This is a genomic window from Hyphococcus sp. D3-15, from assembly GCF_055809375.1.
In genome coordinates this window covers 3745725-3766995 of the sequence record NZ_CM147910.1, presented here as the reverse complement: position 1 = coordinate 3766995, position 21271 = coordinate 3745725, and the positions used below count along the sequence as shown (strand labels likewise).

Sequence of the window (21271 nt, the reverse complement as noted above, 5' to 3'; positions counted from 1 at the left end):
AATTGGTCAGAACCTCAATGGAGACGAACGGCATGACATACGCCGCGTCGATACGACTGGACTGCGCCCGATTTTTAGAGGGCCCCTTGCGCGCCGCCATTTTCGCGGGCGTAGAGCGCTTCGCGTTCTTCAGGCGCCATGCGCATGGCGTCGATCGCCGCGCGCGCCGCCTTGAAGCGGGCAAGCGCATCGCCTTCAAGCGTCTTGCCGGTGGTGTCGATCTTGAGGCGTTGCGGGTTCACCGCCGAGCCGCGCAGATGCACTTCGTAATGAAGATGCGGTCCGGTGGAGCGGCCGGTCGTGCCCACATAAGCGATGATGTCGCCCTGGCGCACGCGCTTGCCGGCGCGAATGCCGCGCGCAAAGCCGTTCAAATGCGCATAGGCGGTTTCATAGCCATTGGCGTGACGAATTTTGACGTAATTGCCGAAAGAGCCATAGCGGTTGGCGCGCACCACTGTGCCGTCGCCCGCCGCCTTGATCGGCGTGCCGCGCGGGGCCGCGAAGTCGACGCCCTTATGAGCGCGGCGATAGCCGAGGATCGGATGCTTGCGCGAACCGAAGCCGGAAGACAGCCGCGCGCCGTCGATCGGGGTTTTCATCAACAGGCGTTTGGCGCTCTGGCCCGTCGCGTCGTAAAAATCGGAATGCTCGCCATCTTCGGAAAAGCGGTAATAGCCTTTTTCGCGAGAGCGGCCGCGCCATTTCAGCCGCGCGTAAAGAATGTCGCCGGCGGTGACCATCTTGCCGCGATCATCATAGCGGACTTCGAAAATCGCCTCGAATTCATCGCCGCCGAAAATCTCGCGCTGGAAGTCGACATCATAGGAAAAGGCGTCGGCGAGATTGGCGATGATTTCGTCCGGCGCGCCCACATGTTTGGCGGAGAGATAAAGACTGCCATTGATCTGTCCGGCGATGGACATCACCCGGGTCGTCAGCGGCACGGTTTTCTTTTCCGCGATCATGCCGCCATCGCTCTCGCGATGCAGGAGGATGCGGTTTTCAGGATCGGCGCGGAACTCAAGCGCCAGGAGCTGGGCTTGCGAGTCTGCGGCCGCGGCCTGCTCAAACAAGGTCTGATTGCGCCAGCCAACCGTCAGGGCGAGTTCCTGTCCGGGCAAGAGGCGGCGCAAATTCTGGTGCTTGCCGAAAGCATAGGCGGCGGTGTTGGCGTCAGCCGCGCTCACGCCGGCGCGCTTCAGCGCATCAACGAAGTTTTCGCCGCGATTGATCCGGATGCGGATGTCTGCGGGCTCTTGCGCCATGTCAGCAGCGAGCGCGATAGCGGGCGCCGTGCGGTGGATTTCATTGCGCGTGATGTCGCTTTCGAAAAAGAAGGGCGGCGGCTGGTCGTCAGCGGAGGCGTAAACGACGCCGCCGATCATCGCCGGACGCGCGGGCGCCGGTGCGACTTGGGCTACCGGTTTCAGGCTCGGCGCGACGCCGGCCGTTTCAACAAGACCCGGTTCAGCGGCGGCGTTGAGGGTTGGCTTCAGGCTGGGAACAAACCCGCCGGACTGCGCGGGCTTTTCGCCGCCGCCGGCAAGCGCCAATTCCTGTTTCAGATTGGCGCGGGCCGCGCGCGATTCCGCCAGCGCGTCGGCGACGGAAAGTGCCGGCTTTTCAACCGGCGCGGCGCCCGAAAGCGGTTCGGAGAGTTGCGTAGCCGGGGCGGCTTCAACCGGCAGCGCCCGGGCGATCCGGCCTTCGCCGCTTGCCCCGGCATTCGGGGCTTCGGCGATTTGGTGTGGCGTACTGGCGGCGGAAAACATCAAAAAGGCCCCGCCGGCGACCATGACGCTGAGCGCGGCCATCAGCGCCGCCGGACCGCGGCGCTTGCGCTCAAGCGGGCAGTAAGCGTCACCGCTCCCCGTAAAGGTCTGACCTGTATGAACAAACTCGTTCGTCATCCGCGCCTAATCGCCGCCTGCCTAGGTCCATTCAATAATCTGGCCAGCCTTGCGGCGGCCGCGGAGGTTCATTCTCGCATGCCTCGCCAAAGCCCGCAATTTTTTGCATGCTGAGGCGACGAACCGCGGTCATTAGACGAAATCAGCGTTAATCAATAGAGAAAACCAGCGGTCATGTTTGAGGGAGTTAAGTAACATCATGCGGGCGGCGCGTTTCATCGCGGTTTTGTTAACCCTTGCAGCGATCCTTGCTGTGGCCGCCTATCTTTTGCGCATGCCGATCGCTGGTTGGGCGGTGCGCTCCGCCATGGTGGGGGCGGGGCTTGAAAACCCGCAAGCGCGGGTCACCGCCTTAAGCCTTTCGGGCATTCGCCTTGAAAATGTTGCGGCGGGGCCGACTCCAGCCAGGGATATCTCCTTTGAAACGATCGCCGCTGATTTTCACTGGCGGCGGGCGTGGAAGGAAAAGAAGGTTGATGCGGTGCGCGCCGGGCCGGGCGCAGTCCGGGTTCGGATCGATGAGAGCGGAAGCATCGCCGTCGCCGGGTTTAAAATCGGCGACGATCGCGCCGGAGGGAGCAGCGGCAGCAGCGCGCTGCCCTTTGACCGGTTATTCCTGCAAGGCGTCGCGCTGATTATCGACGCGCCTGAAGGCGATGCGCGCGGAAGCATCGATGCCGAATATGACGTAGCTCATGGCGGCGCAGGCGCGCTGCAGCTCGAAGCGGAGACATTCGTCTGGCGCGCTATTACATTTTCGAATGTGAAAGGCGCGGCGAGCGTTGATTTGTCCCCGGACGGACAGGTGAAGCTGCAAGCGGACGCCAAGGGCGGCGCAGACATGGCGGGCGCAAGCCTGCGAAATTTTCAGGCAACGCTGGCCGGCGACGCCGCGTCATGGCGCGAGGCAGTGAACGGCGCGACCGACAAGCTGGCCGGTGAGATGCGCATTTCGTTCAAAGCGCCGGAGATTGAATTGCGCGAGACTGAGGCGCAGCCATTGATGAGCGCGGCGCAGATGCAGACTGTTTTCGGTGAGGAGTTGCATCGCGCGGCGCTCTCCGGCGCGGTTGATGTTGTGTTCTCCGAAAATGCATTCGCCATGCGCTTCGCAGAAGAGGCGCCCCTGGCGCTGACGACGCCTGATGGCGCTGCGTTGACGCTGACGCCGCAAGGCGATGCGCCGCTCTTTGCGCGCAATGGAGAGAATGAAAGCGCGTCCTTCCGCTTTGTGCTCGCCAGCGATGGCGTCGACGCATCCGGCGGACTGGATTTGACCCATGAAGGCGCGCAATGGCGGCTCGCCGCGCCGGTCGATATCGCTGAGTTCGCCTCCAACGGGCTTTCGCTGGCCAACAGCCGCATTGATCTGTCAGCGCAAGGCAATGGCGACGAGATTGACGCCGACATATCGGTGAAATCCGCTTTACGGCGCGCAGCGATTGGCAGGCTGACAATTTCCGATGCGCCTTTTGGCGGCGTGTTCAAGATCAAAGCAGACATGGGCGCGCAGCGCGCGACGATCGTCAGCAAGAGCGATTGCTTTGCGGTGGAGCGCGGGCGCGGCGCCATCAAGGCGCAGGATCTTGAGTTGAAAGCCGCCGCGCTGACCTTGTGTAATGCGGAAGGGCCGTTGGCGGTTGTCGATTGGGGCGACAACATGATCATCTCCCTCGCCGGAGAAGTGGCGGCGCGCACAGCCGACTTCCGCATGGGTGAAACCCGCGCTCAGGGCCGCCCGCCGGCGATCCGCTTCGATGCGGCTTATCATCCGGCGCAAAACCGCACGATTCTGAAAGGCTCCGCCGCCGGGGGGGCGATGATTTTGAATGACGGGCTGGATATTTCCGGCGTTATCGGCCGCTTCGAAGGCGCGCTAGATGAAACCATGCGCGCAAGCGCGGAAATCGACCGGCTTTCCATCGCGCAGCACTTGAAAGAAGGCCAGACGCGGCTGATCGCGCCTGTCGTGGCGGCCGGAACCGCGTTGCTGAAAGGCGATGAAAGCCGCTTCGCCTATACGGTGACGACGCCGGACAATTACCGCCTCGGCGCCGGCGACGGCGTTCACAACATGAAGACCGCGAGCGGCGAGACTGAGTTTTCCTTCGGCAAACTCGCTTTTGCGCGGCTTGGCTTGCAGCCCAATAAAATATTCCCGCCGCTAAAAGGGATTGTCGACGCCGCGGAAGGCGGGATGGACGGCGCGATCAAGTTCGGGTGGTCGCCGGATGACGCCGCATCCGGCGCGGAGTTTATACTTGGCGATATTTCCTTTGGCGGTCCGACGCGGGCGGTGACGCGCACCTCCGGCGTGAACGGAACCGTTCAGCTTACGGATCTTCTGCCGCTTAAAACGGACGGCTTGCAGACGATCACGGTGAGCGCCGTCGATCTCGACGCCTTGCAACTTGAAGGCGGGGTCATCAGCTTTGAGTTTCCCGGTGACGATACGGTGCGGCTTGAGCGCGGCGAGTTTCCCTGGTTTGGCGGCTCGCTCGGCGTTTATGAAGCGACGGCGAGTTTTGCGGGCGAGGCGCAGATTCCGCTGCGCGCGGACAATATCAACATCGCCCAGGTGATCGATTACACAAAGGTAGAGGGCCTGTCCGGCGAGGGCATTCTCAGCGGATCGCTGCCGCTGGTCTTCAAGGACGGCAAGGCCAGTATTGAAGGCGGCGTCCTGAAGTCGGAAGGGCCGGGGGTGATCCGCTATCAGGGGGCGGCGAGCCTCGCGGCTGAGCAGGCGGGCGACGAGGCCGCCGTCGCCTTCGATTTCCTGCGAGACCTGCGCTATGATCTGCTCGAAGTCACCGTGGATGGCGCGCTTGACGGCGAGCTCAAATTTTCCATGCGCTTTGAAGGCGCCGGCGACGTGAATGTCCGCAATCAGCGTGTCTCCAACGTGCCGGTGCTGTACCGCATCAACCTCTATGTGGAGAATCTCGACCTGCTGCGGCAGGCCAATCTTTCGCGCGACATCAAGCTGAGAATCCAGCGGGCGCTTGAGGAAGGCGGCTAAAAGCCGGGAAAAGAACGGCGAGTACGGCGCATTTCCGCCTATTTTTCGCCCCAACCATCCGATAAGATAAGGCCAACGTGAAGAACGAATGATGGATTTTCCAGGGCGGAGGGCGACCCCAATGATGCAACTGAAGACGGCAAGATTATGGATGATCGCGCCCTGCGCGGCGCTGCTGATGGCGTGCAATACGGTCAGGCTCGAAGGCGGCGACAAGCCGATTGAGGTCAATCTCAACGTCAATGTATCGGGAGAAGTGCTGGTCAAGCTGGATCGCGAAATTGATAATGCGATCGCGCAAAATCCAGACATTTTCTAACAGGGGGACGACATGAAACATTCAATGAAACAGATTTTGTCGGCGGCCGCTCTGGCGGTCGGATTTGCGTTTTCCGTTGCACCCGCTGCGGCGGCGAGCGCCATGGTGGAGAACGCTAAGGACAATTGCGTGGTCGGCGAACAGGCCGATGGTTATCTCGGCGTGGTTTCAGGCGCTGACGCCAGCGACGCATTGCGCCGCGAAATCCGCGACATCAACCAGCAGCGCAAGGCGGTCTATGCGGATATCGCCAAACGCAACGGCGTCACGGTTGAAGTGGCGGCGGCGCTGACGGCGGAAAAGCTGATGAACCAGGCGACGTCCGGGCAATGCGTCCGGCTGGAATCCGGTTCCTGGGTTAAGCGCTAAGGCCCGCCCCCGGGGAATTAAAACAGGCGGGGGCGGCGCGAATCAGGGATAACGGGACTTCACTCAGCTGAAAGTTCTCGTCCCATGTCCGAAGCCGCCAACCTCACCCCGCCCGATGATCATGAACCCGAAGAGCTCGATCTGTCGGCGCTCATTTCCTCGCGGGTTTGTCACGACCTCATCAATCCGGTGGGCGCGCTTAGTTCGGGCCTTGAAGTGCTCGACGATCCGAGCATGGAAGGCGCGATGCGCGAGGCGGCGATGGACCTCATCCGCTCCGGCGCGCAAAAAGCCATCGCGCTGCTTGCCTATGCGCGCCTCGCCTATGGCGCGGCGGGGGGCTTTGGCGCCCAGATCAGTCTTGAAGATGCGCAAAAGGCGCTGACCGATCTCTTCGCGGTCACCAAGGCTGAGCTCGATTGGCGCATCGGCACCGGCTATGCGGGCAAGGAAAACGTCAAAGTGCTGATGGTGCTGGCTTATGCGGCGGCCGATTGCGTGCCGCGCGGCGGCGTCGTCACCATTGACGGCGACATCACGGATTTCACCATCACCGCGACCGGCAAAAAGGTCCTGCTCAATGAAGCGCTGGTGCGCGCATTGGGCGGTGATGAGACCGAAATGACGCCGAAATTCACGCCGGCGCTGATTACGCACCGGCTGATCAAATCACGCGGCGGCCAGCTCTCTGTCGAGCGGGCGGATGATGTGGTGACCTTCAAAGCGTCCTTTGGGGCCTGAAGGGCGCAATCAGCTGCCGAATAGCCGGTATCCCGGCCCTTGCGTTAATCCTGTGCTAACGCCGCCACGGCAAAATCAGGCTCAGATCCGCCATTTCCAATACGGACCCTGACGCCATGACCACACAGAAGACCTGCCTCGTCGTCGATGATTCCGAAGTGATTCGGGAAATCGCGATTCGCATCCTCACCGATCTCGGTCTTGAGGCCGAGGGCGCAGCAAATGCGGCGCTCGCGGTTGAGTATTGTCGTGAGCACAAGCCGGGTGCGGTGTTCCTCGATTGGGACTTGCCCTCCATGGGCGCGCTGGATTTTCTGCGCGAGGCGGCGAGCTTGGGCGGCGACAAGCCTGCGATCATTTTGTGCGCCACCGAGAATGACCATCAGCAATTCACGCTCGCCAAAGCGGCCGGCGCCAGCCATCATATTTTAAAGCCGTTCGACAAAGGCGCCGTCACGGCGAAGCTCGCCGAGATTGGCCTCATCGACAAGCCGCCCGTCGCCGCCAACGCTTAGGCCTCTCAATAAAAAGAAACCACGCCGGACGCAGATTGCCATAGTGCGGTCATGGCGAACGGGTTAAAGATCGGGCCATGACGCTTCTTCAACTTGTCGTGCTGGCGATTATTCAGGGGATTACGGAATTTCTTCCGATTTCCTCTTCCGCCCATCTCATTCTTGCGCCGATTGTCGTCGATGGCTGGGCCGATCAGGGACCGCTGATCGACATCGCCGCGCATGTGGGGTCTCTCGCCGCCGTGCTGATCTATTTTCGCAACGAAACGGCGATGCTGTTTCGCGGCGGCATCGATACGCTGCGCTTTCAGGCGAGCGACGACCGCAAACTGTTTCTGTTCATCGCGGCCGCAACCATTCCGACGCTTGCGCTGGCGGCGGTGTTTGTCCTGTTCGATTTGACTTCGGCCTTGCGGTCGCCGGTGGTGATCGGCTGGACCAGCATCATTTTCGGTGCACTATTGTGGCATGCGGACCGTTCCAAAGGCGACCGTGAAGGCCTGGACGCCATCACCTGGCGCGACGCGCTGACCATTGGCGCGGCGCAGATGATCGCGCTGGTGCCAGGGGTTTCGCGTTCCGGCATCACCATGACCATGGCGCGCTATCTGGGGATGGCGCGCAGTGAGGCGGCGCGGTTTTCGATGTTGCTCGCCATCCCGACAATTCTTGCGCTCGGTTTTTTCGCGGCGATCGATATCGCTCAGCAAGGCGCTGGCGCAACGATGACGAGCGCCGCCATTGTGGCTGTCTTGTCCTTTGTTTGCGCCTATGCGGCGATTGCGGTGCTGATGCAGTTGACGCGAAAGATCAGCTTCACGCCTTTTGTGATTTACCGGATTATTTTCGGCATTGTGCTGCTTGCCATGGCGGGTTCGCTGACCGCGCAATAACACAGCCGCGAGAGCGCCCCAAAAAGGTCTTGGCGATGGCGGAATTTGCCGTCAGAACGCATGCAGCAATTTGCTTCATGAGTATTTTATGGATGCGCCGGTATTAGACCCAACAACCGTTTCCGCTGAGGGCGTGCGCGCCGCCGCCAGGCGCATCGCGGGCCATGCCGTGAGAACGCCGCTGATCGAGAATGTCGCGCTCAACGAGATTGCAGGCGGGCGCATCCTCCTCAAAGCTGAAGTGCTGCAGCATTATGGATCGTTCAAATTTCGCGGCGCCTATAATCTGATCTCGCAATTGAGCGCAGAGCAGAAACAACAAGGCGTCCTTGCGTGGTCGTCCGGCAATCACGCGCAAGGCGTCGCCTATGCTTCGAAACTGATGGGCGTCAGCGCCGTCATTTTGATGCCCGCCGATGCGCCCGCCATCAAAATGCGCAATGTCCGCGCCTTGGGCGCGGAAGTCCTCACCTATGACCGCTATAGCGAGGATCGCGAAGCAATTGGGGCTGAAATCATGGCGGCGCGCGGGCTTTCGCTGGCGCCGCCTTTCGATCACCCGCACACTATTGAGGGGCAGGGCACGGCGGCGCTTGAGGCTTTCGAGGATGCGCGGGCGCGCGGGCTGTCGCTGGATGCGTTCATCACCTGTTGCGGCGGCGGCGGATTGTCCGCCGGTTGCGCAACCATCCTCAACGACGTCTCGCCTGACACTGAAGTCTGGATCGCCGAGCCGGAAGGCTATGACGAAACCTGGGCGACCATTCGCGACGGCGTTCCCCATCGCGCCGATGTGACCCGTCCGACAATATGCGATGCGATTGCGACGCCGTCGCCGGGCAAGCTGACCTTGCCGATCATGCAACGGCTGGTGCGCGGCGGGACAACCTTGTCGGAGAGCGATGTGCGTGAGGCGATGATCTTCGCCCATCAGGCGCTGAAGCTCACCGTAGAGCCCGGCGGCGCGGTGGCGCTGGCGGCGATCCTGTCGGGAAAATTCGACGCAAAAGGCAAGACCGTCGCGTTGACTCTGTCTGGCGGCAATGTCGACGATGCAGTGTTCACGGCAGTTCTGGAAGGCCGCCCAATCGTAAAATCCGCCCCATAAGGAAAAGCGGTTTCCCTCGACCTCACATTTGCGCGTGTGGGAAACATGCTTATTGAATGGTTACCTTTCCTTCTTAAATAGATCGTACACCGCGAAAAATGGCGGTCCTGCCACAAAATGGGCGAAGCATCGCCCTTTACGCTGTGTAAAAAGGACCGGTGATTTTCGTGTCCGGCGTTCATGCTTTGCTAGCCAGTTTCCCTGAAAATCAGTGAAGCCAAGCGCCGGAAACGGCTGGAGTGGCGAAGGAAGAGAGAAGACGATGGCAGTGATGAAAGATGGCGATTTCCTGATGGACGGCGAGAAAAAGCCGTTGTCAGCGCGCGATTTTGCAGAACTCGGCGGGCGCAAGCTCGTCTACATCCGAACGGTCGCTGCGCGCGACGTGCTCGACGACCTTCTTGATGATGACGGTGAACTGACGCTTGAGGTGGAAAGCGACGACATTCTTTACTCGGTGCATTCCTCGAGCGGCGAACGTCTGGCTTTGGTCGGCAGTCGCGATCTCGCTTTCGCGGCGGCGCGCCAATATGAAATGAACCCGGTTAGCGTTCACTGACGAGCATTCTGCAAACTCGAAAATGAGAAATAACGCGCTAAGCGGCGTGGTGCTTCTGGTCGGCCGTGGCGATGGCGAACAATGCTTCGGCTGAGTCGGCGCCGCGCAGCGCTTCGCGTGCTTCTGCATCGCGGAACAGGCGGGAGACTTTTGCCAGCGCCTTGAGGTGGGCCGCGGTGGCGTTCGCCGGCGCCAGAAGCATAAACACCAGGTCCACCGGCTGATCATCCACCGCGTCAAAACTCACCGGCGTTTCCAGGCGGGCGAGAACGCCGACAATTTTGGACAAGCCTTCAATCTTGCCATGGGGCAGGGCGACGCCGTCGCCCACGCCCGTAGAGCCAAGCTGCTCGCGCTCCAGCAACGTCCCCATGATATCAGCAGTCGGGCGGCCCACGAGGTCGCTCGCTTGCTCCGCGAGCGCCTGCAGCGCTTCGCGCTTACATTTCGCCCGGAGGTTATGGATGACGCCCTGAGGGCTAAGAAGATCTTCAAGTCCCATTACGCTCACGCAAACTCAGCTAACCGGTTCGCAACCGCTGTCACTAAACGAATTTGTTAAGGTTTTCATTAATCATAACCCATCGGGGCGGCTGCGTTGACGCTTGCCAGCGGCGCCGCGTGTACCCCTAAGAGGCTCCCGGATCAACCCACCCGATATGGCCGTCGCGTCGGCGGTAGACCACATTGATCTCGCCCGTGTGCGGCATTCTTGAAGACCACCGCAGGTTGTTCGGCCAGATCGAGCTGCATGACAGCCGCGCCAACCGTCATTTCCCGCAGGGTTGTCTGGCTTTCCGCCACGATGACCGGGTTTAGGTCAGTCTCGACATCGCCTTCAGGATCTTCCACCTCAGCGAACGGCTCCAGCATGTAATAGGAGGCGTTTTCCGCCGGCAGTGGGTCTTTGCCGTTAATGTGATGATTTTTCAGGCGCCGCTTATAGCGCCGAATGCGTTTTTCGAGCTTTTCGAGGCTTTCCTCAAAGGCGCTATAGGCGTCGCCGCCCTCGCCATGGGCCGCCAAAAACACGCCAGAAGCGAGGTGGGCTGTCAGATCGCAGTCAACGAGATGGCGTTCTTTGGTGAAGGTGACAGACGCCTCTGCGCCTCGATCGAAATATTTGTGGACGCTGTCTTCGAGTTTACCTGAGACATGGGACTGCAGGGCGTCGCCCAAATCCATGTTTTTTCCGCTGACTTGAATGTCCATTCGACCTCCTGAAACCGGCGATCCCAAGGGGACCGCTACACCACCATTATATCGGCGCCGGGGGCCGGATTAAAGGGTTAGATTGCGGTTTGCAACAGCGCGCGGCGGCGCTGTACCGAAGAGGGAATATGTAATGTTTCCCGATACTTGGCGACAGTTCGGCGGGCGATATCGACCCCTTCTTCGCGCAAGATGTCAACGATCTTATCATCGGAAAGAACCGAGTCCTTGGTTTCCGCCTCGATCATCTCGCGAATGCGGTGGCGGACGGCCTCCGCCGAATGGGCTTCGCCGCCGCTGGAGGAGGCGATTGAGGCGGTGAAAAAGTATTTCAGCTCAAACAGGCCGCGCGGCGTGGCGAGGTATTTATTGGAAGTGACCCGCGAAACTGTTGATTCGTGCATCTCGATTGCGTCCGCGACGACTTTGAGATTGAGCGGGCGCAGATGTTTGACGCCAAAAGCAAGAAACGCATCCTGCTGCCGGACGATTTCACTCGCCACTTTCAAAATTGTTTGCGCGCGTTGATGCAGGCTTTTCGACAGCCAATTGGCGTTGGCGAATTGCTCGGTGATGTAGGTTTTGTCTTTCTCGTCTGCGCCTTTCACCGAAGAAATTTCCGTGTGATAGCGCTGATTGACAAGTACGCGCGGCAGGGTTTCGCTGTTGAGTTCGACGCGCCAGCCGCCGTCCTGTGATTTTGCGACGAAGACGTCTGGTGCAACTGATTGAACCACGCCGCCGCCATAGGCGTAGCCCGGCTTCGGCGTCAGTGCGCGCACTTCCGCGATCATGTCGCGCACGTCTTCTTCATCGGCGCCGGTGGCGCGCAACAAACCCTTCAAATCGTTTTTGGCGAGGAGTTCGATATTCTCAACAAACGCCTGCATAGACGGATCATAACGGTCTGCGTCGATAAGCTGTAATTTCAGGCATTCTTTCAGATCACGCGCGCCAACGCCTGAGGGCTCAAAGCTGGTGATCATGCGGTGGGTTTCTTCAACATCCGCAAGCTCCGCCCCAAGCCTGTCGGCGATAGCCGCGAGGTCTTCGCGCAAATATCCAGCCTCATCGATCATGTCGACCATATAGGCGCCGACGAAAAGCTGTTGGGGGTCGCGGGTCGCGAGGTGAAGCTGCTCGGTTAAATGATCGGCGAGCGAGATTTCTTTCTTCAGCGTCGCGCCGAATTCCGGATCGTCGCCGTCGAAGCCTCTCCCTGAGGACGCGGTCGCCCAGTCATTCGGGCGGTATTCGCCATAGGCGGCGTCACTGCCGGAGTCTCCCGGATTGACGTCTTCATATTCAACGTCGAGCGATTCCTGCGCGGTGTTTGCGCTCGCCTGATCGACGCCATCGGTTTCGGCCGGTTTGGTTTCCGCTTCCGCGGGTTTTTCGCCGCGCCGTTCAGCGGGGCCGTCGACCGGTGTTTCGTCGCGTTCGAGAAAGGGGTTTTGTTCAAGCTGATCGTCGACATATTCGGCGAGTTCGAGATTCGACAATTGCAGCAATTTGATCGCCTGCTGCAATTGCGGCGTCATGACCAGCTGTTGAGACTGCCTGAACTCCAGTTTCGGTGTTAACGCCACATTACCCCCAGGCCGAACTCTCTACATCTGGAAGCGGTCGCCCAAATAAACGCGCCGCACGTCCTTGTCGCCGACGATCTCGCCGGGCGCGCCCTCAATCAGGACCTCGCCCTCATGAATAATGTAAGCACGGTCAATAATGTCTAAAGTTTCCCGGACATTGTGGTCGGTAATCAGGACGCCGAGGCCGCGAGTCTTCAAATGGGCCACCAATTCGCGAATTTCCGCGATTGCGAGAGGGTCGATGCCGGCAAATGGCTCGTCCAGCAGCATGAAGGAGGGGGCGGTGGCGAGGGCGCGGGCGATCTCGACCCGGCGGCGTTCCCCGCCAGACAGCGCAATCGCCGGGGCGCTGCGCAGATGAGTGATGTGAAATTCGTTAAGCAAATCGTCGATGATCGCCTGCTGCTTGTCCTTGTTGCTCTCTATGAGCTCGACAACCGCGCGCAGGTTCTGTTCGACGGAAAGTCCGCGGAAAATCGAAGCTTCCTGGGGCAGGTAGCCGACACCCAGCCGGGCGCGCTGATACATGGGCAGGTTTGTGACGTCGTGGCCGTCAATCATGATGCGGCCGCGATCAGGCGGGATCAGGCCCGTAATCATGTAGAAACAGGTGGTTTTGCCGGCGCCGTTCGGGCCGAGCAGCCCGACCACTTCGCCGCGTTTGACGCTCATGGAGACGCCGCGCACGACCGGGCGGCGCTTGAATGACTTGCCCAGATTCTCAGCGGACAGCGCGCCGCCGCCCTCAATGACTTTAGGCGTCATTTTCTTTGTCGCGCCGGACGCATTGATGCTCGCACCTGGTTCCATATTGTCGCTCATTAAGCGCGCCTCTCTTTAACGTTTCGTGAAGCTCTGCGGTTAACCTTAACGTTCTGTTTAGATGTTGCTCTTGCGAGCAGTTTGTTCAGGACTTGTCGTCCTCGCCCGTGAAGAACAATCCCCGGATGCGCCTGCCGGGCTCCGGCATGAACAACACCTTGCCGGTGTCGATCCAATAGGTGATCTTGCCAGCCGACATGACTTGTTTGCCCTGGGTGACGATTACGTTTTCGGTCATGACAATGGTGCGCGCTGCATCATCGTAAACTGCGCGCTCGCCTGTCAGGGCTTCTTTCCCATTTGAATAACGCACCGAGCCGATCGCGGTGATGGTCTCAAAATCGCCTTCGTCATTGAGCTTTGCTTCAAGCCGTTCAGCTGTAAGAATGGCTTCTCCCTGGACGACGCGCACATTGCCGGTCCAGACGGCGAAGTTATCCTGAAACTCCGCGGTTGCGCCGGTGATATCTACGGGTTCATTGCTGTCGCCGGCAGCGATGAGCTGCGCCTCAGCGGGCGGAGTAATCGCTGCGAACAGTGCGGCGGCGAAAGCAACGGCGATTGGCGTTGCAGGTATCGAAAATCGGGTCAATTTCATTTTGGCGTGCCGGTCTCTGGGTCTTTAAGGGCGGGCTTTTCAGGGGGGCTTGGTTGCTCGGTTGCGGCGGGGTCAGCGGAGTCTTTTTTCGGATAGATGCGCATACGCACATTTCCTTCGAAGACGACGCGCCCTTCGCTATTATAAGCTTTCATTTGGTCGGCCTGCAGCGTGCTGCCGTCGGCGCCTTCGCCGCCCACGCCGGCATTGCTGGTGACAAGCTCTTCTTTAATCGAAACTGTGGCGGAAGGAGAACGAAACAGGTAGGTGTCCGCGCCAACTTCATGTTGCAGAGTGACGCCGTCCTCCAACTCGAGAATATTGACGTCGGAGCGGTAAATGCCTTTATCGGCGGTGACAACAGTCGAGCCGTTGTTCTCGCCCTGCACGGCGCGCGGCCGCTCGAGCGTGACAACATCTTTTACGCTGGTGTTCTGGGTGGCGGAACTGGCGGTGATCTCAAACGGCTTGCCCTTGTTATCGACGCCGGCGAAGCGTGGATTGGCCATGCGCAGCTCTTCAGCCGTCGCCGTCATATCCTCGAAGTCCTTCAGGAAGGCGTCGTCGACTTCGTTTGAGCTTGTGTTGAAAAGAAAGGCCGCGATCAGCACCAGCGCGAGAATCGGCAAGGCGAGGCGCAGGCGCTTCACCATGCGCGAGCGCGCGGCGGCCTGATCGCCAGTCGTGCGGGCGCGAGACGGCAGGCTCTCCAGCACGCGCCGGCGCGGCGGCGCCGACGATGGCGCTTCCGCTGAAGGTTTTTGCGTGTCCGTGATGGCGGCCGTCATGACCTGCAGGGTTTCCCTATCGTTTACAGAGCCTTGCTCCCGCCCGTCGTGGCGGCGCAGGCCCAGTCCTCATATAGTCGCGCGAGGGGCTGAGGGAAACAAGGGGGCGGGCGTTTTCACCGGAAAACGACCTTACGAATGGGAGAAGATATCGATTTCCGGCCAGCCGGCGAGATCGAGGGCCGCCCGCGTCGGCAGGAAGTCGAAACAAGCCTGGGCCAGCGCCGTACGGCCCTCCCGGGCCAGCATGGCGTCGAGTTTTTCCCGGATGACATGAAGGTGCAGGACGTCTGAGGCGGCGTAATCAATCTGGGCCTCGCTTAGCTGGTCCGCGCCCCAGTCCGAAGATTGCTGTTGTTTGGAGATTTCCGCCCCCGCTAGCTCGCGGGTGACGTCTTTCAGGCCATGGCGGTCGGTATAGGTCCGGCACAGGCGCGAGGCGATCTTGGTGCAGTAGATCGGCGTTGTCTCAACGCCCAGCCAATATTGGAATGCAGCGACGTCAAATCGGGCGAAATGGAAGATCTTCAGCGTCTCGGCGTCGGCCAGCAGCGCTTTCAGCCGCGGCGCGTCGTAAGTCTTGCGATCAAGCTGCACCAGATGAGCGTTTCCGTCGCCAGAGGAGAGCTGCACCACGCAGAGCGGGTCGCGCTGCGGAATCAGCCCCATGGTTTCGCTGTCTATCGCGACGACCGGGCCGAGATTGAGGCCCTCTGGCAAATCGCCCTTATGCAGGTAGTTGGTCATGATCGCGTCTTTCCCGGCTTGCTGATCCGGCGAGGCATATCATTCTCACCAATTTTGTGAACACCGCATTAAGCGGTTTTGCGAACGACCACGGAGCCGGCCGAATAACCAGCGCCAAAACCGCAGATCACGCCAATGTCGCCCGGTTTGAAGTCTTCCTTGTGCTTGTGGAAGGCGATGATCGATCCGGCTGACGAGGTGTTGGCGTAAGCATCGAGCACCACCGGCGCTTCTTCGCGGGTCGCGTCGCGGCCAAGAACCTTGCGGGCGATGAATTCATTCATGGCGAGGTTCGCTTGGTGCAGCCAAAACCGTTTCACATTTTCCGGCGCTACGCCAAGGGCGCCAAGATGACCGGAGATCATTTCGCTGACCATCGGCACCACTTCTTTGAAGACCTTGCGGCCCTCCTGCATGAACAGCTTGTCGGTCGCCGGATCGGTTTGCGGGTCCGCCGGCGCGCCTGTCTCGCGTTCGCAATGGTTGAGGAAGCCGAAATTGTTGCGGATATTGTTGGAGAATTTGGTTTTCAGGCGCGTGCCGAGAATGTCCCATGTCTCGCCTGACGGTGCGCCGTCTGCGCGTTCGAGAATGACCGCTGTCGCCACATCGCCGAATATGAAATGGCAATCGCGATTGCGGAAATTCAAATGCGCCGAACAGATTTCCGGATTGACCATCAGGATGCGCCGCGACCCGGCGCGGATCAGGCCGAGCCCGGTCTCGATGCCGAAGGTGGCGGACGCGCAGGCGACATTCATATCGAAGGCGTAGCCATCAATGCCGAGTGCGTCCTGTATTTCAACTGCGATCGCGGGATAGGCGCGTTGCATATTCGAGGCGGCGCAGATCACGCCGTCAATGTCTTCAGGGCCCAGGTCGGCAGCGCGCAACGCGTCGCGGGCTGCATGCACTGCTATTTCAGCAAGAAGTGAAAGCTGGTCATTCGGGCGCGGCGCGATGTGCGGGGCCATGCGGTCAATGTCGAGAATGCCCTCTTTATCGACCACATAGCGAGACTTGATGCCGGACGCCTTTTCAATGAATTCAGGCGAAGAGGGGTGCAAGGGTTCAACTTCGCCCGCCTCGATCTGCGCTGCGTTTTCTGTGTTGAACCGTTCGACATACGCATTGAGCGACGCCACGAGTTCTTCATTCGAAATGGCGTGAGGCGGGGTGTAGAGGCCGGTAGCGACGATGCGGACATCAGCGGCGGGTGAGTTGGGCATTATGGAAGGCCTTTAAAAATTGGGGTTTGCGCTAATCTGCGCCCATCGCGCCTTGCGTGCAACTGCGGGCGGCGGCGCTTAGCGAGCCAGATTCTGAACCTCTTTCCAGCGCGGGCAGCGTTGCTCGTGATCATTGACCATGCCGACCGCCTGCATGAAGGCGTAGACGATTACCGGCCCGCAAAATTTGAAGCCGCGTCCTTTGAGCTCTTTCGCCATCGCTTCGCTTGCGGGCGATTTCACCTGGTGCTTGCGATAGTCGCTCAATTTGTTGACCTGCGGCTTGCCCTCAACAAAGTCCCATAAAAAGCCGGCAAATCCGTCCGGCTCTTTGTCCATGATGTCGAGGTAGATTTTTGCGTTGCCGATCGCGGCGTTGATTTTCGTTGCTGAACGGATGATGCCGGCATCATTCATGAGCCGTTCAATTTTTTTCGGGCTATAGCGCGCGATCTTTTCCGGATTGAAACCGTCAAAGGCTTTCCGGAAATTGTCGCGCTTGTACAAAATCGTGCGCCAGGAAAGTCCCGCCTGAAATCCGTCAAGGATCAGTTTTTCAAACAACGCCCGGTCGTCATATTCCGGCACGCCCCATTCCGTATCGTGATAGTCCCGATACACAGGGTCGTCGATCGGCGCCCACAGGCAATGTATTTTTTTCGTCACGGTCTAAATATGGTGAAAGAGTCTCAAGAGCCAAATAATCAAGATTGCGATTTGCACAATAAAGAAAGCGAAACGGATAGTCACCCAAAGCCGGTCGGTCGAGACGAGGTGCGCTAGCGACTGTGCGATGCGCGCGCCGAGCAGCGCATAAGCAAGCCCGTCTGTCAGACCGGTCTGGTTGGTTGCGATTGCATACAACATGATGGCGCCGGCTGCGGGAAGGTTCTCATAACAATTGGCATGGGCGCGGGTAAGGCGTTTGCCAAACGCGTCCATATCGTCGCCGGTCGCAGCGAAGGAATTCGCGGCGCGTTTGCCGCCGACAACCAACGTCGTTCGCAAGGCGCCAAGGGAAAGAAGCAACAGAATTGACCAGGCCACATAAGCGAGCAGAGCGGTAGCGGTGGGGGTCATGACGTTTCCTCCATTTTTTCTGATCGTCAGATCGTGGGGAGGAGATTAGCCGCGTTCGAGGGCGGCGGGAACGCGCAAGAGCAGCGGGCGCCCATCGCATTCAATCGGGATTTCATCGTTTTTCGCCTTTTCAAGGCGGTCCATGCGAATTTGCGCGAGCGCGCATCCCGCGCCACCGCTCAGAATTTCGCCGAGCGTTGAGGCGCCAGCGGTGATGGCAGCGCCTTTTTCGGGCGCGGCGCCGTCGAATTCGGCGATCAGGCTTCGCCGACGGATCTCGCCCTTGCGCTTCATGCGGCTGGTGACTTCCTGGCCGATAAAGCATCCCTTTTTGTAACTGACGCCATTCAACATGTCGTAATTGACGTCCGTGAGAAACACTTCGTCGCTCCCGAAGTCTTTGCCGAATTCGGGAATGCCGAGCGCAATCCGGCGGCGGTCATAATCGCCATCCGACGCGTTAACTCCATCGCTGATTATCGCGCGCCAACCGAGCGATGGGTCGCGCGGGTCGGGGAAGGCGAGGCCGCTCGAAATCTCTGCGTCACTGGCGATAATGTGCAGGGCGGGATCCACCGCGAGGCTCACCTTCGCCCGAAGTTTGTACATGGATAATCGTTTCAACAATGCCGGCGCGGCGTCCGCATTGCAATCGATCAGCAGTGCATCGCTATCGGTCACGACGAAGAAGTCGAACAGAATTTTTCCTTGCGGCGTCAGCAGAGCGGAAAATATTGCAGGCTGCTTTTGCAGCAGGTCGACATCCTGCGTGACCACCCCTTGAAGGAAGGTATAACGATCCTCGCCGGTAAGGCGGATGATGGTGCGGTCGGATAATGATTCGATCTGGCTCATATCGCGCCATGTAAGCGCCTTTGGCGCATATTTAAAGCGGCCCTTGTCTCACGGGCCTGCGAGGGCCTAAAAGCCTCACCATAGCAAGGACAGAGGATAGAGTGGCGGACCGTATTACCCTGCGCAGACCCGATGACTGGCATGTGCATTTGCGCGACGGGGCCATGCTTGAAGCGGTGGCCAACTACACGGCGCGACAGTTCGCGCGCGCAATCGTCATGCCCAATCTTGCGCAACCGGTTACGACGGCGAAGGCGGCCGAGGCTTATCGCCAGCGCATAATCGCGGCGACCGACAACGCTCTGGCCTTTGAGCCGCTCATGACGTGCTACCTGACGGACACGCTTGAGGCGAGCGAGGTCGAGCAGGGCTTTGCATCCGGCGTGTTCACCGCCTGCAAGCTTTACCCGGCCAATGCGACCACGAATTCAAGTTTCGGCGTGACGGACATCGCAAATATATATCCGGTGCTGGAGGCCATGCAGCGCATCGGCATGCCTTTGCTCGTGCATGGCGAAGTGACGGACAGCCAGATTGATATCTTTGATCGAGAGGCGGTGTTTATTGAGCGCGTCTTGTCAAAGGTGATCACGGATTTCCCGGCGCTTAAAATCGTTTTTGAGCATATTACGACTGCGGATGCGGTCGACTTTGTGAAGGCGGGGAGCGCGAATTTGGCGGCGACAATTACGCCGCATCATTTGCAGTTTAATCGCAACGCAATTTTCGCGGGCGGCATTCGGCCACATTTTTATTGCTTGCCCGTGGCCAAACGGGAAAAGCACCGCCTGGCTTTGCGCGCCGCCGCGACCTCTGGGTCATCCAAATTTTTTCTCGGGACGGACACTGCTCCCCATGCGGTGAGCGCCAAGGAATCCGCCTGCGGGTGCGCCGGCATTTTCAACGCGCCTTACGCGCTGGAGAGCTACGCAACCATCTTCGAAGAAGAAGGCGCGCTCGACAAGTTTGAAGCCTTCGCCTCGGAACATGGTCCGAATTTTTACGGCCTGCCGCTCAATAGCGGGCAGATTGTGCTGGAAAGAAAAGAGACTCTTGTTCCTGAACAAGTCGGGCCTTCGGACGCGCCGCTTGTCCCGTTCATGGCGGGCAAACGGCTCGGCTGGCGGCTTGCCGACGCTTAGTCCCGGCTAGTCCTAGGGTTTCGTCGCGTCAGTCTGTTTGCGCCGCGGCGTCAGGCTCTCCGCGCATCGGCATGCCGTAAACGGCGTCGCGAAACTTCTTGTGCAAGGGAACGCCGTTAAAGGGGATGAATTGCACGAACAGCACGGCGGCGAGGTCGTTTTCCGGGTCGACCCAGAAGAGCGTGCTTGCATAACCGTCCCAGAAAAATTCGCCAACGACGCCATAGTTTTCGGCATCCTCCGCTGGCGGCGCGGTGCGCACGGCGAAGTCGATTCCGAAACCGACCCGCCCCTTGCTCGGCAACCAGGAGCGATCGGTGACGGTTTCCGAAAGATGGTTGGTCGCCATCAACTGAACCGTTTCGCGATCAAGAATGCGCGCGCCGTCAATCTCGCCCTCATTCTCCAGCATCCGCGCAAAGGTCATGTAATCGTCAATAGAACCGACAAGGCCAAAGCCGCCCGGCGTCATCGCCCAGTGCTTGTAATTTAAGGCGCGCACCTGTTCGTCAGGCTGGCGTACGAGATCATCGCCGACTTGATAGAGCGCCGCCATCCGGTCGCGTTTAGCTTCGGGAACGTAGTAGGCGGTATCAGCCATATTGAGCGGCTCGAGCACATGCTCGCGCACATAGTCGCCATAAGGCGCGCCGGAAATCCGTTCGACCAGAAACGCCTGAACGTCTACGGAAGGTCCATATCGCCATTGCGCGCCCGGCTGAAAGGAGAGCGGCACATCGCCGAGCTTTTCCGCCATTTCGGTAAGCGTATTTTCCCAATTCAGCGGATCCGCTTTCTGCATCAACGCCGCAGCGCCGGACTCATCGCCCAATCCGGAAAACCCGGCGGTGTGACGTGTGATGTCGCGAATGGTGACCGGCCGCTCTAGATCAACGAGTATTGGCGCACCATTGGCGTCCTCGCCGGCATAAACCTTCATGCCGGAAAATTCCGGCGCGTATTTCTCCAGAGGATCGTCAAGATCAAACTTGCCTTGCTCATAGAGCGTCATCAGCGCCACGCCGGTGACGGGTTTGGTCATTGAATAAATCTGAACCAGCGTGTCGCGGGTCATCGGCTTACCCGCTTCGATATCGGCCATGCCGAACGCGCCGAAATAGGCTTCTTCTCCGCCTTTGTAGACAAGCGCCGACACGCCGGCGATGTCGCCCCGCTCAACAAACCCGGACAGTGTCGCATCGATAATCTGCTTGTCAGCAATCGCTGGTGTCGCGACCGTTTTGTCCTGAGGGGTGGGGGAGCAGGCGTTCGTTACGCCTAATACGCATGCTGCAATAAGCGCCATGAAGCGGTTGGTCATCATGAGTTCCGGTCCGCCCTTTTTATTATTCGAACGACTCAATAGCCGGCTCTCGTAATGCAGCGCTGAGCCGCATCACGATTTCATCGCCTTGCGCCGCGCGTCCCGCTGCATAATCGCGCGCGCGCCGGTCGCAAGTGGGAAAGCGTTGCTGGGCGCCGCGATAGCCTTTGTTGAATTGCTGAACCAGCGCCTCGCGTTCATCCGCCTGCGGCTCTTCCAGTTCGATCATCTTTTTCATCCGCTCGCGCCATATGTCGCCCTCCAGCCGCGGCTCACAGCTACGCCGCAAGTGATGGAGCTCTCCGAAGAGCGTCGCCAGGGAAGCGAGGTCACGCTGGCGCTGCTGATAGGATTCGAGGTCCTGGCTCCAGGCGGGCGCCGAAAACACGGCGGGCGCAAGGAGCAGTAAGACGGCGGCGATGAGATTTCGGACGAACATGAGG

General features: G+C 59.6%; 23 protein-coding genes. 9 read left to right on the top strand and 14 right to left on the bottom strand.

Annotated features, from left to right (window positions below):
• Positions 1-74: 74 nt before the first annotated feature.
• Positions 75-1913 carry a peptidoglycan DD-metalloendopeptidase family protein gene (locus tag AC0L8G_RS18095; RefSeq protein WP_473385550.1) on the bottom strand — a complete coding sequence of 613 codons (1839 nt, stop codon included), beginning with the start codon at positions 1911-1913 and terminating at the stop codon, positions 75-77.
• A gap of 199 nt (positions 1914-2112) precedes the next feature.
• Between AC0L8G_RS18095 and AC0L8G_RS18090 the strand changes: the two genes are divergently transcribed.
• From AC0L8G_RS18090 to AC0L8G_RS18055, 8 genes are all read left to right on the top strand, one after another.
• Positions 2113-4935, top strand: coding sequence for an intermembrane phospholipid transport protein YdbH family protein (locus AC0L8G_RS18090; RefSeq protein ID WP_473385549.1), 2823 nt, complete (start codon positions 2113-2115; stop codon positions 4933-4935).
• A gap of 121 nt (positions 4936-5056) precedes the next feature.
• Positions 5057-5254, top strand: coding sequence for a YnbE family lipoprotein (locus AC0L8G_RS18085; RefSeq protein WP_473385548.1), 198 nt, complete (start codon positions 5057-5059; stop codon positions 5252-5254).
• A gap of 12 nt (positions 5255-5266) precedes the next feature.
• The gene (locus AC0L8G_RS18080) at positions 5267-5623 is read left to right on the top strand and encodes a YdbL family probable chaperone protein (RefSeq protein WP_473385547.1); all 357 of its coding nucleotides are present in this window, start codon (positions 5267-5269) and stop codon (positions 5621-5623) included.
• A gap of 84 nt (positions 5624-5707) precedes the next feature.
• A complete protein-coding gene (locus AC0L8G_RS18075) occupies positions 5708-6364 on the top strand; it encodes a histidine phosphotransferase family protein (RefSeq protein ID WP_473385546.1) in 657 nt (218 codons plus the stop codon).
• 116 nt (positions 6365-6480) lie between these two features.
• Positions 6481-6879 (top strand): response regulator, encoded by a 399-nt coding sequence (locus AC0L8G_RS18070; RefSeq protein WP_473385545.1) that lies wholly within the window; start codon positions 6481-6483, stop codon positions 6877-6879.
• A 77-nt stretch (positions 6880-6956) separates the two neighbouring features.
• Positions 6957-7772 (top strand): undecaprenyl-diphosphate phosphatase, encoded by an 816-nt coding sequence (locus AC0L8G_RS18065; protein ID WP_473385544.1) that lies wholly within the window; start codon positions 6957-6959, stop codon positions 7770-7772.
• A gap of 88 nt (positions 7773-7860) precedes the next feature.
• Positions 7861-8880 (top strand): threonine ammonia-lyase, encoded by a 1020-nt coding sequence (locus AC0L8G_RS18060; RefSeq protein ID WP_473385543.1) that lies wholly within the window; start codon positions 7861-7863, stop codon positions 8878-8880.
• 262 nt (positions 8881-9142) lie between these two features.
• The gene (locus tag AC0L8G_RS18055) at positions 9143-9439 is read left to right on the top strand and encodes a DUF1150 family protein (RefSeq protein WP_473385542.1); all 297 of its coding nucleotides are present in this window, start codon (positions 9143-9145) and stop codon (positions 9437-9439) included.
• 37 nt (positions 9440-9476) lie between these two features.
• On the opposite strand, the gene ptsN is transcribed toward AC0L8G_RS18055, so the two are convergent.
• The 11 genes from ptsN to ygfZ all read right to left on the bottom strand — a co-directional run bounded on the left by ptsN (position 9477) and on the right by ygfZ (position 18362).
• Positions 9477-9941, bottom strand: a complete 465-nt coding sequence (gene ptsN, locus AC0L8G_RS18050; protein WP_473388905.1) for a PTS IIA-like nitrogen regulatory protein PtsN — start codon at positions 9939-9941, stop codon at positions 9477-9479.
• A 143-nt stretch (positions 9942-10084) separates the two neighbouring features.
• Positions 10085-10651: a ribosome hibernation-promoting factor, HPF/YfiA family gene (gene hpf / locus AC0L8G_RS18045; protein WP_473385541.1), complete on the bottom strand. Its 567-nt coding sequence runs from the start codon at positions 10649-10651 to the stop codon at positions 10085-10087.
• Positions 10652-10728: 77 nt separating this feature from the next.
• Positions 10729-12240: an RNA polymerase factor sigma-54 gene (rpoN, locus tag AC0L8G_RS18040; RefSeq protein ID WP_473385540.1), complete on the bottom strand. Its 1512-nt coding sequence runs from the start codon at positions 12238-12240 to the stop codon at positions 10729-10731.
• A 21-nt stretch (positions 12241-12261) separates the two neighbouring features.
• A complete protein-coding gene (gene lptB / locus AC0L8G_RS18035) occupies positions 12262-13008 on the bottom strand; it encodes an LPS export ABC transporter ATP-binding protein (RefSeq protein WP_473388904.1) in 747 nt (248 codons plus the stop codon).
• Between the two features lie 142 nt (positions 13009-13150).
• On the bottom strand, positions 13151-13663 hold the full coding sequence (locus tag AC0L8G_RS18030; RefSeq protein ID WP_473385539.1) for an LptA/OstA family protein: 513 nt from the start codon (positions 13661-13663) through the stop codon (positions 13151-13153).
• On the bottom strand, positions 13660-14451 hold the full coding sequence (gene lptC / locus AC0L8G_RS18025; RefSeq protein WP_473385538.1) for an LPS export ABC transporter periplasmic protein LptC: 792 nt from the start codon (positions 14449-14451) through the stop codon (positions 13660-13662). Before lptC ends, AC0L8G_RS18030 begins: the two co-directional genes overlap by 4 nt.
• Before the next feature lie 132 nt (positions 14452-14583).
• Positions 14584-15198: a ribonuclease D gene (locus AC0L8G_RS18020; protein ID WP_473385537.1), complete on the bottom strand. Its 615-nt coding sequence runs from the start codon at positions 15196-15198 to the stop codon at positions 14584-14586.
• A 68-nt stretch (positions 15199-15266) separates the two neighbouring features.
• Complete coding sequence (locus AC0L8G_RS18015; RefSeq protein ID WP_473385536.1) at positions 15267-16427, bottom strand: beta-ketoacyl-ACP synthase III; 1161 nt, start codon at positions 16425-16427, stop codon at positions 15267-15269.
• A 78-nt stretch (positions 16428-16505) separates the two neighbouring features.
• Positions 16506-17093, bottom strand: coding sequence for a DNA-3-methyladenine glycosylase I (locus tag AC0L8G_RS18010; protein ID WP_473385535.1), 588 nt, complete (start codon positions 17091-17093; stop codon positions 16506-16508).
• Between the two features lie 3 nt (positions 17094-17096).
• The gene (locus AC0L8G_RS18005; RefSeq protein ID WP_473385534.1) at positions 17097-17507 is read right to left on the bottom strand and encodes an MAPEG family protein; all 411 of its coding nucleotides are present in this window, start codon (positions 17505-17507) and stop codon (positions 17097-17099) included.
• A gap of 45 nt (positions 17508-17552) precedes the next feature.
• Positions 17553-18362 carry a CAF17-like 4Fe-4S cluster assembly/insertion protein YgfZ gene (gene ygfZ, locus AC0L8G_RS18000; protein WP_473385533.1) on the bottom strand — a complete coding sequence of 270 codons (810 nt, stop codon included), beginning with the start codon at positions 18360-18362 and terminating at the stop codon, positions 17553-17555.
• Between the two features lie 101 nt (positions 18363-18463).
• Between ygfZ and pyrC the strand changes: the two genes are divergently transcribed.
• The gene (pyrC, locus tag AC0L8G_RS17995; RefSeq protein ID WP_473385532.1) at positions 18464-19504 is read left to right on the top strand and encodes a dihydroorotase; all 1041 of its coding nucleotides are present in this window, start codon (positions 18464-18466) and stop codon (positions 19502-19504) included.
• 28 nt (positions 19505-19532) lie between these two features.
• Here the strand turns inward: pyrC and AC0L8G_RS17990 are convergent, their stop codons facing one another.
• The gene (locus AC0L8G_RS17990) at positions 19533-20867 is read right to left on the bottom strand and encodes a serine hydrolase domain-containing protein (RefSeq protein ID WP_473385531.1); all 1335 of its coding nucleotides are present in this window, start codon (positions 20865-20867) and stop codon (positions 19533-19535) included.
• Positions 20851-21267: a TIGR02301 family protein gene (locus AC0L8G_RS17985; protein WP_473385530.1), complete on the bottom strand. Its 417-nt coding sequence runs from the start codon at positions 21265-21267 to the stop codon at positions 20851-20853. Before AC0L8G_RS17985 ends, AC0L8G_RS17990 begins: the two co-directional genes overlap by 17 nt.
• Between the last annotated feature and the right edge of the window lie 4 nt (positions 21268-21271).

What these genes read in the sequence shown, in the direction of transcription:
- AC0L8G_RS18095 (WP_473385550.1), bottom strand. Translation starts at nt 1,913, where the DNA reads ATGACGAACGAGTTTGTTCATACAGGTCAGACCTTTACGGGGAGCGGT.
- AC0L8G_RS18090 (WP_473385549.1), top strand. Translation starts at nt 2,113, where the DNA reads ATGCGGGCGGCGCGTTTCATCGCGGTTTTGTTAACCCTTGCAGCGATC.
- AC0L8G_RS18085 (WP_473385548.1), top strand. Translation starts at nt 5,057, where the DNA reads ATGATGCAACTGAAGACGGCAAGATTATGGATGATCGCGCCCTGCGCG.
- AC0L8G_RS18080 (WP_473385547.1), top strand. Translation starts at nt 5,267, where the DNA reads ATGAAACATTCAATGAAACAGATTTTGTCGGCGGCCGCTCTGGCGGTC.
- AC0L8G_RS18075 (WP_473385546.1), top strand. Translation starts at nt 5,708, where the DNA reads ATGTCCGAAGCCGCCAACCTCACCCCGCCCGATGATCATGAACCCGAA.
- AC0L8G_RS18070 (WP_473385545.1), top strand. Translation starts at nt 6,481, where the DNA reads ATGACCACACAGAAGACCTGCCTCGTCGTCGATGATTCCGAAGTGATT.
- AC0L8G_RS18065 (WP_473385544.1), top strand. Translation starts at nt 6,957, where the DNA reads ATGACGCTTCTTCAACTTGTCGTGCTGGCGATTATTCAGGGGATTACG.
- AC0L8G_RS18060 (WP_473385543.1), top strand. Translation starts at nt 7,861, where the DNA reads ATGGATGCGCCGGTATTAGACCCAACAACCGTTTCCGCTGAGGGCGTG.
- AC0L8G_RS18055 (WP_473385542.1), top strand. Translation starts at nt 9,143, where the DNA reads ATGGCAGTGATGAAAGATGGCGATTTCCTGATGGACGGCGAGAAAAAG.
- ptsN (WP_473388905.1), bottom strand. Translation starts at nt 9,941, where the DNA reads ATGGGACTTGAAGATCTTCTTAGCCCTCAGGGCGTCATCCATAACCTC.
- hpf (WP_473385541.1), bottom strand. Translation starts at nt 10,651, where the DNA reads ATGGACATTCAAGTCAGCGGAAAAAACATGGATTTGGGCGACGCCCTG.
- lptB (WP_473388904.1), bottom strand. Translation starts at nt 13,008, where the DNA reads ATGACGCCTAAAGTCATTGAGGGCGGCGGCGCGCTGTCCGCTGAGAAT.
- AC0L8G_RS18030 (WP_473385539.1), bottom strand. Translation starts at nt 13,663, where the DNA reads ATGAAATTGACCCGATTTTCGATACCTGCAACGCCAATCGCCGTTGCT.
- lptC (WP_473385538.1), bottom strand. Translation starts at nt 14,451, where the DNA reads ATGACGGCCGCCATCACGGACACGCAAAAACCTTCAGCGGAAGCGCCA.
- AC0L8G_RS18020 (WP_473385537.1), bottom strand. Translation starts at nt 15,198, where the DNA reads ATGACCAACTACCTGCATAAGGGCGATTTGCCAGAGGGCCTCAATCTC.
- AC0L8G_RS18015 (WP_473385536.1), bottom strand. Translation starts at nt 16,427, where the DNA reads ATGCCCAACTCACCCGCCGCTGATGTCCGCATCGTCGCTACCGGCCTC.
- AC0L8G_RS18005 (WP_473385534.1), bottom strand. Translation starts at nt 17,507, where the DNA reads ATGACCCCCACCGCTACCGCTCTGCTCGCTTATGTGGCCTGGTCAATT.
- ygfZ (WP_473385533.1), bottom strand. Translation starts at nt 18,362, where the DNA reads ATGAGCCAGATCGAATCATTATCCGACCGCACCATCATCCGCCTTACC.
- AC0L8G_RS17985 (WP_473385530.1), bottom strand. Translation starts at nt 21,267, where the DNA reads ATGTTCGTCCGAAATCTCATCGCCGCCGTCTTACTGCTCCTTGCGCCC.